Source organism: Streptomyces sp. NPDC085944 (assembly GCF_040686295.1).
GTDB lineage: Bacteria > Actinomycetota > Actinomycetes > Streptomycetales > Streptomycetaceae > Streptomyces > Streptomyces salinarius.
In genome coordinates, this window is the sequence record NZ_JBFBJX010000009.1 from 71,470 (window position 1) to 88,760 (window position 17,291).

The 17,291-nt window shown below is 68.3% G+C and carries 14 protein-coding genes and 1 pseudogene; 12 read left to right on the plus strand and 3 right to left on the minus strand.

What is annotated here, in order from left to right:
- The 9 genes from AB0P07_RS19340 to AB0P07_RS19380 all read left to right on the plus strand — a co-directional run bounded on the left by AB0P07_RS19340 (position 1) and on the right by AB0P07_RS19380 (position 8,996).
- Positions 1-1,146 (plus strand): C40 family peptidase, encoded by a 1,146-nt coding sequence (locus tag AB0P07_RS19340; protein WP_365552129.1) that lies wholly within the window; start codon positions 1-3, stop codon positions 1,144-1,146.
- 88 nt (positions 1,147-1,234) lie between these two features.
- The gene (locus tag AB0P07_RS19345) at positions 1,235-1,543 is read left to right on the plus strand and encodes a DUF6112 family protein (protein WP_011029048.1); all 309 of its coding nucleotides are present in this window, start codon (positions 1,235-1,237) and stop codon (positions 1,541-1,543) included.
- Positions 1,543-2,223 carry a hypothetical protein gene (locus AB0P07_RS19350; RefSeq protein ID WP_365552132.1) on the plus strand — a complete coding sequence of 227 codons (681 nt, stop codon included), beginning with the start codon at positions 1,543-1,545 and terminating at the stop codon, positions 2,221-2,223. The genes AB0P07_RS19345 and AB0P07_RS19350 overlap by 1 nt, the downstream gene beginning before the upstream one ends.
- A gap of 28 nt (positions 2,224-2,251) precedes the next feature.
- A complete protein-coding gene (locus AB0P07_RS19355; protein ID WP_365552134.1) occupies positions 2,252-3,661 on the plus strand; it encodes an ATP-binding protein in 1,410 nt (469 codons plus the stop codon).
- A gap of 132 nt (positions 3,662-3,793) precedes the next feature.
- Positions 3,794-5,260, plus strand: coding sequence for an SCO6880 family protein (locus AB0P07_RS19360; RefSeq protein ID WP_365552136.1), 1,467 nt, complete (start codon positions 3,794-3,796; stop codon positions 5,258-5,260).
- Positions 5,261-5,285: 25 nt separating this feature from the next.
- Positions 5,286-5,738, plus strand: coding sequence for a DUF6238 family protein (locus tag AB0P07_RS19365; protein ID WP_350889796.1), 453 nt, complete (start codon positions 5,286-5,288; stop codon positions 5,736-5,738).
- Between the two features lie 26 nt (positions 5,739-5,764).
- The gene (locus tag AB0P07_RS19370) at positions 5,765-7,306 is read left to right on the plus strand and encodes an ATP-binding protein (protein ID WP_365552137.1); all 1,542 of its coding nucleotides are present in this window, start codon (positions 5,765-5,767) and stop codon (positions 7,304-7,306) included.
- Positions 7,307-7,597: 291 nt separating this feature from the next.
- A complete protein-coding gene (locus tag AB0P07_RS19375) occupies positions 7,598-8,077 on the plus strand; it encodes a hypothetical protein (protein ID WP_350889792.1) in 480 nt (159 codons plus the stop codon).
- A 43-nt stretch (positions 8,078-8,120) separates the two neighbouring features.
- Positions 8,121-8,996: an alpha/beta hydrolase gene (locus AB0P07_RS19380; RefSeq protein WP_365552139.1), complete on the plus strand. Its 876-nt coding sequence runs from the start codon at positions 8,121-8,123 to the stop codon at positions 8,994-8,996.
- A 468-nt stretch (positions 8,997-9,464) separates the two neighbouring features.
- On the opposite strand, the gene AB0P07_RS19385 is transcribed toward AB0P07_RS19380, so the two are convergent.
- The gene (locus AB0P07_RS19385) at positions 9,465-9,716 is read right to left on the minus strand and encodes a hypothetical protein (RefSeq protein WP_350889788.1); all 252 of its coding nucleotides are present in this window, start codon (positions 9,714-9,716) and stop codon (positions 9,465-9,467) included.
- 205 nt (positions 9,717-9,921) lie between these two features.
- Here AB0P07_RS19385 and AB0P07_RS19390 point away from each other — a divergent pair.
- From AB0P07_RS19390 to AB0P07_RS19400, 3 genes and pseudogenes are all read left to right on the plus strand, one after another.
- Positions 9,922-10,491 (plus strand): annotated as a pseudogene (locus AB0P07_RS19390) (transposase); the annotation flags it as partial.
- A gap of 185 nt (positions 10,492-10,676) precedes the next feature.
- Positions 10,677-11,240 carry a hypothetical protein gene (locus AB0P07_RS19395; RefSeq protein WP_365552141.1) on the plus strand — a complete coding sequence of 188 codons (564 nt, stop codon included), beginning with the start codon at positions 10,677-10,679 and terminating at the stop codon, positions 11,238-11,240.
- Between the two features lie 97 nt (positions 11,241-11,337).
- Positions 11,338-12,102, plus strand: a complete 765-nt coding sequence (locus AB0P07_RS19400) for a hypothetical protein (RefSeq protein WP_365552142.1) — start codon at positions 11,338-11,340, stop codon at positions 12,100-12,102.
- Positions 12,103-12,335: 233 nt separating this feature from the next.
- On the opposite strand, the gene AB0P07_RS19405 is transcribed toward AB0P07_RS19400, so the two are convergent.
- Both AB0P07_RS19405 and AB0P07_RS19410 read right to left on the minus strand, forming a co-directional pair.
- Complete coding sequence (locus AB0P07_RS19405) at positions 12,336-12,914, minus strand: hypothetical protein (protein ID WP_365552144.1); 579 nt, start codon at positions 12,912-12,914, stop codon at positions 12,336-12,338.
- 464 nt (positions 12,915-13,378) lie between these two features.
- A complete protein-coding gene (locus tag AB0P07_RS19410) occupies positions 13,379-17,023 on the minus strand; it encodes a hypothetical protein (protein ID WP_365552146.1) in 3,645 nt (1,214 codons plus the stop codon).
- Positions 17,024-17,291 lie beyond the last annotated feature (268 nt).

Here is a 17,291-nt window from a genome sequence, read left to right on the forward strand (position 1 = left end):
GTGAAGAAGACGACGGGAGCCCTCGTCGGTCTGTGCGCCACCGGACCACTCCTGCTGGCACTGCCGGTCCTTGCCATCGGTGCCGGGACCGCCTCGGCCTCGTGCTCGACCGACGGTGCACAGGGTGTGGACGCCTCCGCCGTCGCCAAGCAGGTGAAGGCCATCCTGGACGGCGGCGACAAGGGTTCGGTCTCCGTACCGGGCCTGGACGCGCCTGCCGAGCAGGTCCCGAACGCCAAGACGATCCAGGCCACGGGCGTCGCGATGAACATCCCCGCCCGAGGGCAGGTCGTCGCACTGGCGACCGCTCTGCAGGAGAGCGGCCTACGGAACCTGACCTACGGCGACCGCGATTCGCTGGGTCTCTTCCAGCAGCGGTCGTCGATGGGCTGGGGCACGGCCAGCCAGATCCTCGACCCGGTGCACGCCTCGACGAAGTTCTACGAGGGGCTCAAGAAGGTCTCCGGCTGGCAGTCCCTCTCTGTCACCCAGGCCGCGCAGGCGGTACAGAAGTCGGGCTTCCCGGAGGCGTACGCCAAATGGGAGCCGCTGGCCACCGCCCTGCAGAAGGCCATCGAGCCCCTGCTGCAGAAGGCCAGCGGCGCATCGCCGAGCTCATCGCCGTCCGGCTCTGCCGACACCGGCAGCCCCTCTCCCGATTCCGCGGGGGGTTGTTCGGCGGACGGCGACGGGACGGACTTCGGCACCATCCCGGCGGGCGCCCTGCCGGACGAGTACAAGATCCCCGCCTCCGCGCCGCCGAAGGTACAGACGGCGATCCGGTGGGCGCTCGGCCAGCTCGGCACCCCGTATCAGTGGGGCGGCACGTGCACCGACTCCCACGGCAAGAACCCGATGGGCCGCTGCGACTGCTCCTCCCTGATGCAGGGCGCGTACAAGGCCGCCGGGGTCACCCTGACGCGGACCACGTACACACAGGTCAAGGACGGCAAGGCCGTCTCGGTCGATGCCCTCAAGCCGGGCGACCTCCTCTTCACCGAGGGGACGGCCGCCGTACCGGAACACGTCGGGATGGCGATCGGGCAGGGCCTGATCGTCCACGCCCCGCACACCGGTGACGTCGTACGGATCACCACCGTCGCGTCCTGGAAATCGCGGATTCTCGCGGCCCGCCGAGTCGTCTGACCGGCGCTCCTCCCCCTCCTCACCTCCCCTCGCACCGCTGGTTCGCTCCTCCGGGCTTTGGCGTGCGCTCATTCGAACTGGAGTTCCCGTGTATCTCGCTGAACAGGTCATACAGCTCGCCTACGACCCCGGAATCAAGCCCAACGAGGGCGGGCTCCCTGGCCTTAACGTCCTCAAGCAGGTGATGGGCTCGATCAACTTGTTCGGACTCATCGCCGTGGTCGGAGCCCTCGCCGTCAGTGCGGGCGTGTGGGCCTGGGGTCACCACTCCGGTGGTCACCAGGCCGAGGCGAACGGGAAGAAGGGCGTGCTGGTCAGCGCGGGCGCGGCCCTTCTTCTCGGTGCGGCCAACGGTGTAGTGGCGTTCTTCTCGACGCTCGGGACGCAGGTCCACTGATGGCTCAGCACTCCACGCACCCCGGCGGCGCATCTCGCGTGCGCCGCCGGGCGCTGCTCGGCACTGCAGTCCTGGCGGTGCTCGTCGCCCTCGCCGGCCTGGCCGCCTACCTCACCCGCGAGGGCCGAAGCCCCTCCGATACCGCTTCCCCACCGCCGAGTTCGCCCACGGCATCCTCGTCGCCCGCGGCACCGTCCGGGCCGCACACCCGGCCCCACGCCCTGCCCGTTCCGCCGAAAACCCACGACCCGATCACGTACGGGAAGGCCGCCGCCGCAGCGCTGTGGTCGTACGACACCCGCGCGTACTCGCAGCCCGAGCTGCGCAAGGCGCTGCGCGGCTGGCTGACCACGGAGTCGAAGTACGCCGACCCGGCCTCCGTCGACCAGGCGGTCCCCTCGGCCGTGCTGTGGAAGGAAATGGCGGCCAACAAACAGGTCGCCACCGCCAAGATCAACGAGGGGCACTTCCCGAACGCCTTCACCCAGGCCCTCCAGGACGATCCCGGGGCGATCACCCAGGCGTACGTCTACGCCGTCACGGTCTCCGGCAAGCAGTCGATTCGCTGGAAGGGCTCGGCCGCCGGCGGCGCGGAGAGCCGCTCCACCACCCTCGCGGTCCAGTGCCGGCCCAACCACCCCTGCGCCCTGGTCGGCGTCATGCCGTCCGTCGCGCCCTGACCCTCGCCCCAGAACGGAGGTACGACCCATGGGAGTCTGCGACTTCCCGCTGATGGACAAGGTGTGCGGCGCTGTCGACTTCGCCACCAACCCCGCTGGCACCGTCACCGACGGTCTCGGCGCGTGGATCGCGAAGTCGGCGGGCGAGCTGGCGTCCAGCGCGGCCGACCTTGCCGCCAAGGCCGTCAACAAGACGACGGCCATCGACCTCAACGCCGGATGGTTCCGCGACAACTACGAGCTGCTGCTGCCCATCGGCCTCGCCCTGACCGTCGGCATCTTCTGCCTCCAGCTCATGACCGCGGCCTGGCGCCGAGACGAACGTGCCCTCGCCAAGGCGGCGTTCGGCACCATGACCGGAGTCCTCTTCAGCTTCTCCGCCATCGCCTTCACGACCGTCGCCATCACCGTGGTGGACGCACTGTCCGACGGCCTCTTCAAAGCCGCCAACACCTCGATCGACGACGCGATCCGTCGTGTGATCAAGGTTGATCAGATGGGGGCCATGTACGGCCTCGGCTGGGGTGTGCCCGCGCTGGTGGCCTTCGGGTGCGCGATCGGTGCCTTCCTCTACTGGGGCGTGATGGTGGCCCGCAAGGTCGGCGTCCTGATCATGGTCGCGCTCGCGGTGTTCGCCGGGGCGGGCGGCGGCTGGGAAGTCGCCAAACGGTGGCGGCGCGGCTGGATCGAGGCCACCGGCACCCTGATCGTCTCCAAGCTTTTGATGACCGTGGTCTTCCTGATCGGCGTCTCCGCCATGGGCAAGACCGACGCCAGCGACGGAATGGCGGCCCTGTCCGACGCGATGGCCGGCATCGTCGTGATGGTCCTGGTGTTGCTCTGCCCCTACGCGACGTACAAGTTCGTCCACTGGGCCAGCGACGGCGGCGGCCACGACGACATGCACCGCACCGGTGTCGCCGGCATGGCGGTCGCCGCAGGAGCCGCGAAGACCGCAGGCAGCCTCGCGCTGCGGGCCGGTACCGGCGCCCCCGCTCCGCAGGGTCCGAACCAGGTCCCGGGCGCGGGCACCGATGGCGTCGCCTCCGGCATCAACCCCTCCGGCGGCAACCTCAGCAAGGAGGGCATCGACGCCGGGCCGCCCAAGCAGCAGACCCGCTTCCGGTACGGCGAAGACCCGGACGCGAGCGGCGACAAGGGCCGGGCTCTGATCCAGCGCCCCGGGATCCCGCCGCTGATCACACGTCCTGGTGAGGACGAACCGGAAGGGTCCGAATCGGCTGCCCAAGGCGTCGCGGGCGGCTCCGGTCACCTCGCAGCCGCATCGGCTCCGGGCGGCGACATGACCTCCATGCCGCCGGCCGACCCCGGACCTTCGGCCTCGGGCACTCCGGCGTCCGGGTCCAGTCCGTCGGCCACCGGCTCCGTGACGCCGACGAACTGGGTGTATCCCACCCAGCCGCCGTCGGGTTCCTGACCCACATCCCCGGGGGCGGGCCCGCACTCCACGGCCCGCCCCCGCCTCCCACCAGCAGGAAGGTTTCGCCATGACGTCCAGAAGAGCGCCGCGCGCCCCGTCCTCCGCCCGCTCTCACCGTCTGGAACCACCATGTCCGGCAAGCACCAGTCCTCCACGCCCACCGTGAAGTTCCCGCACCGCAGCAGGCGCGGCGTCCTGCTCGGCCTGTCCATCCCGCAGTTGGTCGTCGCCGGGCTCACCGGCCTTCTCCTTCTCGCCGTGATCCTCGCCCGCGGTGTGGTCGGCGCCCTCCAGCTCATCCCGCTGTGGGCCGTGATCGCTCTGCTCGTCTTCGTCCGCCACCGAGGCCGTGCTCTGGCGGACTGGGCCCCGATCGTCGTCCGGTACGCGCTGCGCCGGATGCGAGGCCAGCTCGTCTGGCTCACCCGGCCCTCTCGCCGGCCGACCCGCGAGGGACTGCTCCACCTTCCCGGCACCGCTGCCAGCCTGCGCGTCACCACTGCTCCCGACGGCAAGTACGGCGCCGTCCACAACCCGCACACCGGGACTCTGACCGCGGTGGTCAAGGTCTCCTCCCGCGCCTACGCCCTGCTCGACCCTGGCACCCAGCAGGCCAACGTCGGCGGCTGGGGACGCGCGCTGGCAGCTCTCGCCCGTACCGGGCAGATCGCCCGCATCCAGGTGATCGAGCGCACCATCCCCGACTCCGGCGACGCGCTGCGCCGCTACTGGGAAGAGCACGGCCGCCCCGACACCCCGATGGCCGGCGCGATCTACAACGAGCTGATCCAGAGCGCCGGTCCCGCAGCCGCCCCGCACGAGGCGTACGTCGCGGTGTCCCTGGACACCAAGACGGCCCGTCGGCTGATCAACCAGGCCGGCGGCGGTCTCACCGGTGCCTTCAGCGTCCTCGCCCAGCTCACCTCCACGTTCGACCAGGCGGCGCGGACCGCCGGTCTCACCCCGACGGGCTGGCTCACCGCCCGCGAGATCGCCGCCGTGGTGCGCACCTCCTACGACCCGAAGGCGCTGGCGACACTCGACCGCTGGTCCACGGCCGGTCGCCCCGAGGCCGAGCCCGCCGCCGCCGGCCCCGTCGTGGTCGTCGAGAAGGCGGACCACATCGCCACCGACTCCGCCGTGCACGCCACCTACTGGGTGGAGAACTGGCCGCGCACCGAAACCAGCGCCGGCTTCCTGCACCAGCTCCTCTTCACCGGCGGCGTCCGGCGCACGCTGTCGCTCTCCTACGAGCCGAAGAACCTCGACGCCGCCCTGCGCGACGTGCAGCGCAAGAAGTCCAGCGTGATCGCCGACGCCGCCGAACGGGCCCGGCGCGGCCAGGTCGACTCCGAGGCGGACTCGATCGAGTACCAGGACATCAAGTCCCGCGAACGCCAGCTCATCGCCGGGCACGCCGACGTCGCCCTGACCGGTCTGCTGACCGTCTCGGCCGACACCGAGGACGAGCTGCGCACCGCCTGCGCCGTCGTGGAGACCGCCGCTGTCGGCGCCCAGCTCGATCTCCGGCCGCTGACCTGGCAGCAGGCCGAGGCGTTCACCGCCGCCGCCCTGCCGCTCGCGCTCGCTGCCTGACCCTTCCCTTCGAAAGACCACCCTCATGTCCCGCACCGCCAGCCCGACCGCGCAGGACTTCGTGCCCTTCGCCACCGCCGCGCTCGACTTCCACCGGGCACTCAACATCCCGGGCGGCCCGCTGGTCACCAGCCGGGCCGAGCTGGACGCCCTGCATGCCCACCTCGTCTCGCTGTACGGGCTGCTCGACGCCCACGCCGGTCGCACCGGGCAGCTCGTCGCGGTCGAGGGTGACCAGCTCCGTACCGCCCGCACCCGCATCTGGCAGGCCGCCGAGCACCTCCACGCCGCTTACCACGCGGCGCCCCGGCCGGACTCCGGCGAGATTCCCGAACCGGCGGCGTGCCAAGTCGGCCGTCCTGAGGGGGCGCCGGAACTGACCATCTGCCAGCGCCACCAGCGCACCGCGCATCTCGTGCGGCGGCGCACCACCCCGGCCGACCTGCACGCCCCGTTCACCGGCCTCCTCCGCCGCTGACCCACCCCTCACCTGGAGAAACGCTCATGCCCCGTACCCTCGCCAGCGCCTCCCCTCTGTTCGTGCCCCGTAAGACGACACGCGCCGAGCAGCGGGCCGCCCGAGCCGGTTTCACCGAAGCCCGCCGCCAGGCACGCCTCGCCGGAAACCCGCCCAAGCACCGCGCCGAGCAGACCCTCGACCCGGATCTGCGGCCCACCTATCCGCTCGCCGGTCGCCCTGGTCCGGCCTCCGCCCGCGGCGGCACACTCGCCCTGCCCGCCCACCGGATGACCACCGCCACGGCCAGCGGCGCGTACCCGTTCGTGGCCGAGGGCGGCCTGGGCGCCGAAGGGGTGTTCATCGGCCGCGATGTGCACGCGGAGGCGGCCTTCTGCTTCGACCCGTTCTCCCTCTACAACAGCGGCCGTGTGGAGGGCTTCACCAACCCCAACGCGGTTCTGGCCGGGATCATCGGCATGGGCAAGTCGGCGCTGGCGAAGTCGATCGCCACCCGGTCGATCGCCCACGGCTACCGGATCTACATCCCCTGCGATCCCAAGGGGGAGTGGACCGGTGTCTCGCAGGCCCTCGGCGGATACAGCATCGCCCTGGGCCCGGGGCTCCCCGGCCGGTTGAACCCGCTGGACGCCCCGGCCCGCCCCGCCTCCGTGAGTGAGGAGGACTGGTTCACGGAGGTTCGCAAGCGCCGTCTGCTGCTGCTGGCCAGCCTCGCCCGCACCGTGCTCAAGCGCGACCTGCTGCCGATGGAGCACACCGCCCTCGACCTGGCCCTGGATCTGGTCGTCGCTGACGCCGCCGCCCGGGGCACGGTGCCGCTGCTCGGCGAGATCGCCCACGTACTTGGCTCCCCCGAACGCCTCGACCAGGCCCTCGGCCACCAGGCGGGGCACCTCGGTTCAGCCGCCCAGGACCTCGCCCACGCCCTGCGACGTCTCGTGCACGGCGACTTGAGCGGCATGTTCGACGCCCCGAGCACCGTGTCCTTCGACCCGACCACACCGATGCTGTCCATCGACCTCTCCCGTCTCGGCGGCTCCGGTGACGACACGGCACTGGTGCTCGCGATGACGTGCGCGAGCGCCTGGATGGAATCAGCCCTCAGTGATCCCGATGGCGGTCGGCGCTGGGTGATCTACGACGAGGCGTGGCGGCTGATGCGGCACGTCGGGCTGCTGGAGCGGATGCAGAGCCAGTGGAAGCTCTCCCGAGGGCTGGGCATCGCGAACCTGATGGTGATCCACCGGCTCAGCGATTTGCTCTCGGCGGGCGACGCCGGGTCGCGCGGCCGAGTCCTGGCCGAGGGCCTGCTGGCCGACTGCTCCACCCGCATCATCTACCGCCAGGAGCCCGACCAACTCGCCGCCGCCGCGTCCCTCCTCGGCCTGACCGGCGTCGAGACCCAGGCCGTCTCCGCCCTCACCAAGGGCCGGGGCCTGTGGAAGGTCGCCGGTCGCAGCTTCATCACCCAGCACATCCTCCACGCGGCCGAGCGCGACCTGTTCGACACCGACGCCCGCATGGCGGCCAAAGGCCGTGGGTTGGAATTTTCCGTAGGGGGCTCGTAGCCGAACCGCGGATGGTGCGCCCAGTACTGTACTGGAGCGGGTCTCGATGTGCGCCTCGGTCCAGGAACGCTGGTCCATCAGCACCGATGTGGAGGGCGCTGGTGACCATCGACGTCATCGACGGCGGCGCCCGCACCACGCTCGTGCCGGGTCAGATGCCGTGGCGGATCCGCATCGACTGCGCTGTTGGCCTGCTCCAGCAGGAAGTTCGATCGACGCGACGCATCGAGACCCCGCTCCGGGGTTGGCGGCACCTCGCAGGGGCATCATCATGTCGGATGTGGAGGTGGCATGGAGCGAACGACGGACGACAACGTACGCGAACTGATCGAACTGCGCATGCGTGAGTACGATTCGCTGCGATCCGAGGTGGTCCAGAGAATTGCTGCTCGAAATCAGGTCGCGGGATACGCTGGTCTGGCGGGATTCATCGCAGCAATGTTCGGAAACGGAATTGGCCTGTGGACTCTGCTGGCGATCATTTTGATAGTTGTCATCGCCTACTTGTTTCTAATGGATAGCAATGACGGAATCCAAAGGATCGGGGAACACCTGCGTACGCTTGAGAAGGAAGTCAATGCACTGTCCCAGCAGATCTATCAGCGCGACGCCTTGACTTGGGAGACCAAGAGACAGCAGATGCGAAATAGGCAGCCGAAGGTCTGGAAGAGGGTTGGCCGGCTCGGCGGCTGGCACAGGGACGAGCCAGAGCTCGGCCTCCCGGAGCAGCGGTCTGGTCCAACACCCGACCCCCCTGCCCCGCGAAGCTGACGGGCACCAATGAGGCCCGCGGATGCGATTAGGCTGCCGTACCATGAGTCAGCTTCTGAGCATTGATCTGCCTGAGTGCGCACGTTCCGTGCAGCTGGACACGTCACGTGGGACGTTTGCGGCGCTCGACGCCGACGTTCCTGCACCGGCGACGCAGCACGGAACCGCGTTGCTCGTGCCCGGCTTCATGGGGAGCAAGGAAGACTTCTTGACCTTGATTCCGCACCTCAACGCAGGCGGCATGCGCGTCGTCGCCATCGACGGGCGCGGCCAGTACGAATCTGGCGAGGCATCTGCCAGCTCTTCGTACACACGCGACGATCTCGCACTGGATCTAGTGGCCATCGTTCAAGCGTTGGATGACGGCCCCGTGCACTTGGTCGGTCACTCCTACGGGGGAATCGCTGCTCGGGCCGCAGTGATCAACACGGGCGGTGACAAGAGGCTCTGGTCTTCACTCACTCTGATCAACTTTGGCCCAGGAGCTGTTTCTACATGGCAACAAGAGCGCCTACGGCTTCTGCTTTCCGTCATCGGAACCATGTCGATGGCTGATATCTGGCCCCACGTGAAGAACACCGAGGTATCAGTACCCGAAAACGTGTCACTGTTCCTGGAAAAACGCTGGCTCCGAACGAGCCCAAATCAACTCGCAGCAGCTGCCGAGCACATGCTGAGTGAGCAAGATTCGTCGCAAGCGCTGGCCCGAACTCTGGTGCCAATCGCCGTGGTGTCAGGTACACCAGATGAAACTTGGGAGCCCACCAGGGTGGAGGCGATGGCGCACAACTTGGGCGCCCAATTCATCCGAATCGAGGGCGGCGGACACTCCCCTAACGTGCACAAACCACAAGAAACCGCCCCCTCATTGCTGCGGTTCTGGCAGCAGAGCAGCAAGGCGAACAAGGTTTCACTTTAGGGTCGAATCCCTACCAAACGCACATCAAGTGGTCGCTGCGGGGGCGAGGTTGAGGCCTTGTGTACGACGCCGACGGACACCTTGACGGGGGCGGCGATTTGGCGGATTGACTGGCCTTCGGTGCGGCGGGCGAGGATCACGCGCCGCTTGTCGTCGTCCACGACAGGGCGTCGGCCGCCCACACGGCCGCGTGCGCGGGCGGAGTCAAGGCCGTGCTTCGTTGTCCTCACGATGTCGCGGTGCCGGTCTTCGGCCAGGCCGAGGATGAGTGAGCGTTCGGTGTGCTCGCTGGTGGCGAGCCGTCCAGGGCCTTGACGACGATGCCACGTTGGAAGAGATCGTTGAGGACGATCAGTCCTTCGAGGAGGTTGCGGCCGAGGCGGTCGACGTATGCCCGAAGGCCCGCTCAGCCCAGGCCTATTCGCGTCCAGGACGGGGCGCCTCCCTTCGTCCAGTGCGCGGCGGGGATCACGCGTCGCCCTCGGTCGCCTGCGCGGGCAGTGCGATGTCGTCGTCGGGCCGGAACTTGGCTAGGCACAGCCCGCACAGCAGTGGCCCCTGCCGGAAGAAGAACGGGGTGACGTGCTGGCGGCGGGGGACGGGCGCGCACTCGCAGATGATGGGAAAGCAATAGCTGGCCTTGCCGGTGTGCCACGGGGCGGCGGACTTGACGGTGGCTTGGAGCTGGACGGCGGCCTCGACGTCCAGGGTGACGATCACCTCCGACCAGCCTTCGGCGTCGGCCAGCGGGCAGTGAGACAGGCCGACGAACTTGGCGGCCCGCGCGGGCGGGGTGAGCCTGACTTCTCGGGCGAGGTGCCCGTAGCGCTTGCTGTGCCAGCGGCCGGCGCTGCTGGTGTCGTTGATGCCGCGGTCCCACAGCCGTAGCCGCCGACGCCCAGGTCGGCTTCAACTGCGCCCGAAGGCTCCGAGGATGGCCGAACGCCTGGTCGAGGACATCTTCACCGCGCTCGACGAACAGACCGTCGTCGTCCCCGGCATGGACGCCGCCACCCTGATCGTCCCCAGCCTCGCCAGCTCGCTCCAAGCCGTCCTCGACCAGCGCAACTCCTCGCCACGAGAATCGAGGAATTGCTGGAGGCTCACCCTCTTTCCAAGGTCTGACGGCTATGCCCGGTATCGGCGTCAGGACCGGAGCCAGGATCCTCATCCACGTCGGCGACGGCAGCAGTTTCCCGCCCACAGCGGACCTCGCCGCTTACGCCGGACTCGGTCCGACGACCCGCAGCTCGGGCTCGGCTATCCGCGGCGAACAGCCCTCCCGTCGGGGAAACAAGCAGCTCAAACGAACCTTCTTCCTGTCCGCTTTCGCGGCCCTGGCCGACCCGGTCTCGCGGGCCTACTACGACAAGAAGATCACTCAGGGAAGGCGCCACACCCAAGCTCTGCTCTGCCTCGCCAGACGACGAGCCGACGTGCTCTTCGCGATGCTCGCGACGGAACCTTCTACGAAACCCAATCCCCCACGGGTTGACGAAACCCATAAAGGCCCCGGCACCGCATCCGCCGGCTCCCGGTCTCTCTCGGTGATCCCTAGCACGCAGTCACGGCAGCACCAAACCGCACGATCACCGGATCCTCATGGACCACCGCACTCCTTCAGCCCCACACTCCCGGCGGCTCACACCGTCGGACGGGGCGTTCGCAACGGAGAACTCCATGCACCACGACGTCCCGCCCCCGACCGCCGAGTCCGATCCGCGCCCCCTTCAGTCCGCCCTCTGTTCCACGCTCGGGCAGCGCGGACTGGAGTGCACCGTCGAGTACGGCCTCAGCGACTACATCGTCCACGCCGAGCTTCCCGACGGTAGTTCGCTGATCATCTCGCCCCCGCAGGAGCCACCCTCCGAGCACCCCGAGACCCCGGAAAGCTGGATGGTCACGCGCCACCGGTCCGCCGAGCCCGCCGTCTACGAGGTGATCTACGACTCCGAGCCGGACGGTCCGCATGCGCGTCACGGCGGCAGCGTGCCGGATCTCCTCTCCGCTGTCGACGCCTGCCTGGACCAGCTTGGCGTACCGACACGCCAGGAGCAGGAACGTTCCGGCGAGGCGCGCGCCGCCACCGTGCTCCCGCCCGACTCCGCTCCATCCCGGGCGAGGGTCGCTCTCGCCTCTTCGCCGTCGGTCGGCCAGCGCGTGCTCCCGACCGGTCCGCCGCCGGAGTCTTCCGCGCGGGCCGCGCCGCCGCCGGCCAGTTCCTCATCCGCTCCCCGGCTCTGACCGACCGCGATCCAGGAGTCCTCCGTGCACCGCACCCTCAGAACTGATCCGCCCGTCGCCCGCACCTGTAACCGCACCCGCCTCGGATGGATCTGCCATGCCCAGCCACTACGACGTGCTGCCCGACCTGGCCTTCGGCCACCACCCCGTCCACGGCATCGTCGCCGCGAACCCGAAGAACCTCGCGGCCAGCACCTGGATGCTCAGGGGATTCGACTTCAATCCCGTCCCCGACCAGCCGACGTTGTACGCGCTGGCCGACCAGAACCGTGACGGACACGGCCGTACGAGCCGGGCCATCGAGCTGCTGCGCAAGGCCGGCTACCAGGTCGATGTGGACGTCGCACTTGACCCTGCATCGGCGCCCGACACGGCACAGGTACGCGACCGCGGTCCGCTCGGTGAACCAGACGTCGCCTTCGCCGACCACCCGCAGCTCGGCATCGTCGCAGCCTTCGACGACCGTGTCTCCGGCCTCAGCGGGCTGGCGCTGGTGGAGGACGGCTGGCGGCACAACTCGAGCCTGGACATCTACACGCTCCCCGCGACCACCGATCGCGTCGAGGCGCTGGGGAAAGTCGCCGCCGCCACGGTGGCCCTGCACCGTTCGGGGCTCCAGGTCGCAGTGCAGCCCCGCCTCGCTCAAGAGGTGACGGCTCGGCCCCGCCCTGCTGCCACGCCGACCGCCGGCCGTGAGCGCGGTCGTGGTCCCGCCCGCCCGTCTCCGTTGAGCGCCGCCGCGCTCGCCGCCAGCCCGGCCCGTGCCGGAATCCCGGGCAGGGTGCCGGTCCCCGCCGCCGCCGTCTCCACATCGGCGGTCCGGCCGGTTGACCCCCGCGTCGCGTACTCCCGCGACCGCTGATCCAACTCCTCAAGGAGGCCCTTCCATGGCCGTTATGGGTAATCGCGGCTATCAGAAGATGCGGAATTCCGCCGGGCTTGACCCCACGGCATGGTCCGCGTTTACCGCAGCGGGCGGTCCCCGAGACCATGTAGGCAAGTTCCCCTGACGTGAGGACTTGAGCTGTCGCTTTCCGACATTCGCGTTGCCGACACTCAACCTGGGCGCCAGTTGGCTCCGTCCTTCTAGCCGCATCAGGGCCGGTCGATGAGCTCGCCAGCCAGGCTGGTCGTGGCGAGAAACGCCGGGTCGCCCGTGCGGTCGTAGGACTCGACGGCGGTGTCGGTGAACTTCAAGACGTGCTCGTCACCGTGCTCTGCTGCCCGGCACAGCGCATCCTCGCGGGAGAGCTCGGGTAGACGCGCACGGATCTCCGCTTCTGGTGCCGACTGGGTCGGTGCGTAGGTCGCGATGATCGCCGCTGTGGCAGCCCAGGCCGCTGTCAGGCTCCGCTGCCACAGCTCTGTCGGCAGGGCCGGGAGAACATGCAGTACGGCGTTGGGCGCGGTCGCGGCGTGGACGAGTAGGACCGGAGCTGCATGGCCAAGCCCGAGGTATGCCCTGGCGGCGCTGTCGACCAGCGTCTCCAGCCGTGCGGGGACCTCTTCGGTGGATGCGGCGGGTTGCAGCAGGCGTAGGCTCGCGGTCCAGCCCGGGCTGCGCTCGATGTGAACGCCCGCCGCCAGCTTGCTCTCGACAGCGCCTCTGGCGAGGGTCTTCGCCTGCTCCTCGTCGTCACTGGTCGTCTGCGCGATCACGATCTCGGGGTCCATGCGGCTACCTTTCCGGCTCGGGTACCGCGACCCTATCCAGATGTCCGACGCTGGCTGGAGGGTGTTAGTTGCCGGGAGGGCTGGGCGAACTACCTTCCGTACTGGGCACCTTTGCCGCGCCCGTGATCGTGTGAAAAGAGCTCCGATTCGGCATGACTGTGAAGGTGCCTTCGCCCACCTGCCCCGTGGGCGTCTGCGTCGGCACCATTGAGATCGAGTTCTCCTGGCCTGGGAGGTTGGGCCAGGGGCCAGGGGCATGGCCGCGAGCAGCAGCGGTGAGCAAACAAGGCCACCCATGCTCGGTCGGAACCACCGGCCAGTAATTGTGTCGTGGAGACACGGAGCGAGGCCGCCCAGCCAGCGAGTTCGCTGCGAAGGGGGACGACTGGACGCGGGGAATGCCTGCGATCCTGCTGAGCGGGGAGGGGCTTTGAAGGAGTGCCGCGATTTAGCGTCCGGCCGCGTCACTGGTCCGCGTCTCCCGGCGGCTGGCTGGTGGCGCCGTCCAGAGCAGCCGCCAAATCCCTCAACGGGTGGAATGTGAAGGGGCCTCCGACGAATCCCGCCGGCACCGGCGCACGGGTGACAAAGATCGCCCTGACCACACGCGGCTCAGCTGACGTCGGCAAGCCGAGGACCGCCGCCACCTCGTTGGCGTAGGGTGCGAGGTCGTCGAGCTTCCGCTGGAGTTGCGTCGCATAGCACGGTTTTCGGTCGTCTACGTAGAAACGGTCCAGATGCCGTCGGATCTCCGGTGTCACGTGCACGTCGGCTGGGTCCTTCACCTCGATCAGCCAGATGACCGAGTCGCCCCCGCGCCCAGCGACCACATCGATCTCGGTCTGAAGCGAGGGGACCCCCAGGCGCTGCGGATCCTGCTCCCGGATGCGCTCCTCGACCACGTAGCCAGCTGCCCGAAGCGTTTGTGCCACCTCGGTCTCGAGGCCTCTGTTCTTGCGGTCGCGAACCGCCTCCAAAGCGTCTGCCACCCGGCGCGGGGGCGGAGGCTGTGTCCAAGGCAGGATTCCTTGGGCCACGAAGTTGCCGTAGATACCTGCACTCGCGTAGCAGAGCTGCGGACCGACGACGAGCCGCCCATCGGTGAGTTCGGCCAGGGGCTGGACGACGAGTCGTTTCTGCCTGCTGCGCGCATGCCAGGGCTTCCAGTCGGCAGCCTGCAGCGCGGAGGATGTACTGGTGAGGACCCCCTGAGCAGCAGCGATACGGGCATGTCCGTCAGGTTCCTCCGCGAGACGCAACGTGTCGAGCAGATGTTGCCGTACGACGTCTGCGGGGACGGCCACTGCATCCGGATCGTCAGGCTCCAGCGGCCAGTGGGCCAAAGAGAACAGGACCTGCAAGATATCGCTCACTGATGCTCCGTATGCGGCAAGCATGGCGGCATCAACAGCTGGATCGACGACTTCGTCGATCTGTACCTCGTCAACGACTCCGGCGGGTGCGTCAACCTCGTCAGTCTGATCGTGGCTGCCGGACATCGCCTGAGCCGCGAGCATGTGAGCCGCTCGTGCCCGTCTGAACGCGCTGAGGTCCAGATCGAACACCCGGGAGCCCGCGCTTCCCGACTCGGCATCGGCATCGGCATCGGCATCGGCATCGGCATCGGCATCGGCCAGGTCGGTCACCACGGTGATCTCAGTGATCTCATATGCATCGCTGATTCTCAGTGCGGTGGGGCGAACTTGATGATGGATCGCTTCGCTCCGCATCGTCGCGGCCAGATAGGCGGCGGCCGCAGCGGTGATCTCCATCCATGCGTACTGATCCACGCGGCGGTTTCCAGTGGGCTGAGCGCGCAGGGCTGCTTCGATCGCGATTTCGTTGCTCCGCCTCAGCCACAGATGTTCTTGCTCAAGTTCTGCCTGGCGCTCCAGTGGGTCCCAGGCCACCGAGAGAAGGCGGGAGGACTGTTCGAGATCGCGGAATCGTTGGTTCTTCGTCGCCAAGGTGCGTTCGATCTGTTGCATCCCGATGGTGACAAGGTCGTCGGAGGAGTGTTGGGCGAGGCGACGGTTCAGAGCGTCCAACGCGGCTGGTGCCAGCACATCACGGTCAAGCTCTTTGGCATGTGTGCCCACGTATGTTCCGGGTGCGACGCCCGCTGCCTGCACAGCACTGGCCACCTCTTGGTCCACCATGCCCACCAGGTGGGCGTCTACCTGCCACGGGTGGGCAAGGTGTGGACGGCTTACCGGCGCCGTCATGATGCGGATCGCAAGTGTGGGCGAAGCAGTGTGCCAGGCCGTTGCCACCGTGTCGACCGTCCTCGGCGGCAGATCACTCTGTTCCAGAACAGACTTGATCGTCTGCGCCATGACATCCCGCGTAGTTGCGGCGTCATGATCGGTCTGCTCGGCGAGCAACTCACAGTCGACGAGGAACTCTGCATGGATCACGCGGCCGTACGCACTGGACTGTGCTTCGACGGATCCGACCCGGATGGATTCGGCGCGATCACGTTCGTCCGGCGTAACGGGCCGCATTTCGAGGACGTAGCCGACCGGCGAGGCTTCGTCATGCGCCGCATTCCACGCATCATTCACCTGCTCGAAGCCGAAGGCGTACGAGCCTGCGAGGTCGTGGAGAAGTCGGTGATGGTCGTCGCTCCAAGCCGGGTGCGCGGAACGTACGGCCACAGCTGGGGTGCCGGCCCGGATCCGCCAGCCGTACAGGTCAGGGCGGTCGTGGTCTGGCAACTGGGTTACCTCATCCGACCGCTCATCCGCATGCGCTCGGTGCCACTCGTAGATCCCGTATGGGCCCTGCCCGATAGGGTCCAAGGCATCCCAGGAGTCGATGCCCGGCAGGGCGAGCAAGGCCAGCGCCTGCTCCAGCTCCTGCAGGCGCTCGCCGCGTTCCCACTCAGCGGCGCTGTGGTGAGGACTGACCATCATAACGTCCGGGGCCCTGCCGCCACTGAAGAACGTCTTGTTGTTGCCGCGCCACCACTCCCATAGGTCAAACGCCTCCCAGACGATCATGTGTGGTCTGTTCGGCGCGGCAAGCTCACGGCAAAAGGTATAGAGATCCGTGTCGCTGTCGGCGGTGGTCGAGACCCAGAGCAGATCCTCAAGGGACATGGCGGCAAGGCCCGGTCGCTGGGGCGCAACCAGATGTCCGGCAGATGCGACGAGGATAAGCGGAACAACCTCCGTCCCTGCGGGAAGGGTCAGGGACCCACCGGGCAGCGGCACACGAACCTCTTCGTCCGGATGGGCACGGGCACGCTCGCTGATCCGCAGTACTACTGGATCCTCCCGGAAGGGAGCATCCGTCAGATGAGGGCGCGTGAAGAGCTGTACCAGCAACGCCCTGGCGGGGCCGAACATCACCACCCACTGCACAACGTCGCGGGGGGAGACAGCCGGGCCGGTGCTTGTGTCAGGGGGGCCGAGAATCTTGTCCGAGAACCGCCACAGAGCTCGGCGTGCACGTTCAGCTGTGAGCTGGGCAAAGCGCAGGCTGACGTTCGCTTCCGCCGAGGCAGCGTGCCGAGCGAGATCAACGACGCCCTGCCCCAGGCTTTCGGGCAGGAAGCCGAGCGGCAGCCAGAACCTCGCTGCGCCACCGTCGGACTGCTGATGGGAAACGGCCAGGTACCTGCCAAACGTACTCTGCGGGGAATGGGGATCGTAAATCGGCTCTCCCTGCTGTGCGGTAGCCCAGTCGAGCGCTGCCCGCAGTGTCTCGGAGGGGGCGACCATCGCGTCCACTGGCATGCTCAGAAGCACCTGCGCCGCCGCGAGTTCCTGGTCACTCAACGTTGCAGGACCCTCTGTCGGCACGTCCCCATCGGGCCACGATGCAGCCAGTGCCCCAATGGCAAGATCGGCGTACCGCAACCCCACCTCGACGTATTCGGAGATCCCGAACCCCAGCTCGGGCACCAAGACCGAGTCCGTCGCCTGGGCCACCGTCTTCCACCGCGTGACGTCGGCCACCGGCCTCTCCACCTGCCCCGGAGCCAGCCGCAGCACCTCGTCCTCGAGCCGCGCGCGCACAACCTGACGAGGATCCGCCGGAATGAAGTCTTCCAGTCCAGCCAGCCAAGGCGCCTCCCGGCGACACGCGTCCAGTAGCCCGCCCACGGCCACAGCCTTAGCGGAAGACCGCCCGGTTGGCGGCGCAGCCAGCAGCCGCTGAAGGAGGTAGCCGACCGACGCCCATCTGTGCCGGGTTCCGGGACTGGCGCCCGCTGCAGTAAGCAGAGCCCGCATACTCGCCATGTCCATACCTGCGAGTCGTCGGCCCAACCCTTGAGGAGGTGTCCGTCCGATCTTCTTCCGACCCCTGCCCACCTTGGCCCCCCGTTCTCCGAGTACGCCAGCATAGAAAGCCGGTGCCCGAAGACCCACT

Bases quoted from the DNA above. Each gene is read 5' to 3' on its own strand.
- AB0P07_RS19365 (WP_350889796.1), top strand. From the start codon at position 5,286: ATGTCCCGCACCGCCAGCCCGACCGCGCAGGACTTCGTGCCCTTCGCC.
- AB0P07_RS19370 (WP_365552137.1), top strand. From the start codon at position 5,765: ATGCCCCGTACCCTCGCCAGCGCCTCCCCTCTGTTCGTGCCCCGTAAG.
- AB0P07_RS19350 (WP_365552132.1), top strand. From the start codon at position 1,543: ATGGCTCAGCACTCCACGCACCCCGGCGGCGCATCTCGCGTGCGCCGC.
- AB0P07_RS19405 (WP_365552144.1), bottom strand. From the start codon at position 12,914: ATGGACCCCGAGATCGTGATCGCGCAGACGACCAGTGACGACGAGGAG.
- AB0P07_RS19360 (WP_365552136.1), top strand. From the start codon at position 3,794: ATGTCCGGCAAGCACCAGTCCTCCACGCCCACCGTGAAGTTCCCGCAC.
- AB0P07_RS19395 (WP_365552141.1), top strand. From the start codon at position 10,677: ATGCACCACGACGTCCCGCCCCCGACCGCCGAGTCCGATCCGCGCCCC.
- AB0P07_RS19380 (WP_365552139.1), top strand. From the start codon at position 8,121: ATGAGTCAGCTTCTGAGCATTGATCTGCCTGAGTGCGCACGTTCCGTG.
- AB0P07_RS19400 (WP_365552142.1), top strand. From the start codon at position 11,338: ATGCCCAGCCACTACGACGTGCTGCCCGACCTGGCCTTCGGCCACCAC.
- AB0P07_RS19355 (WP_365552134.1), top strand. From the start codon at position 2,252: ATGGGAGTCTGCGACTTCCCGCTGATGGACAAGGTGTGCGGCGCTGTC.
- AB0P07_RS19375 (WP_350889792.1), top strand. From the start codon at position 7,598: ATGGAGCGAACGACGGACGACAACGTACGCGAACTGATCGAACTGCGC.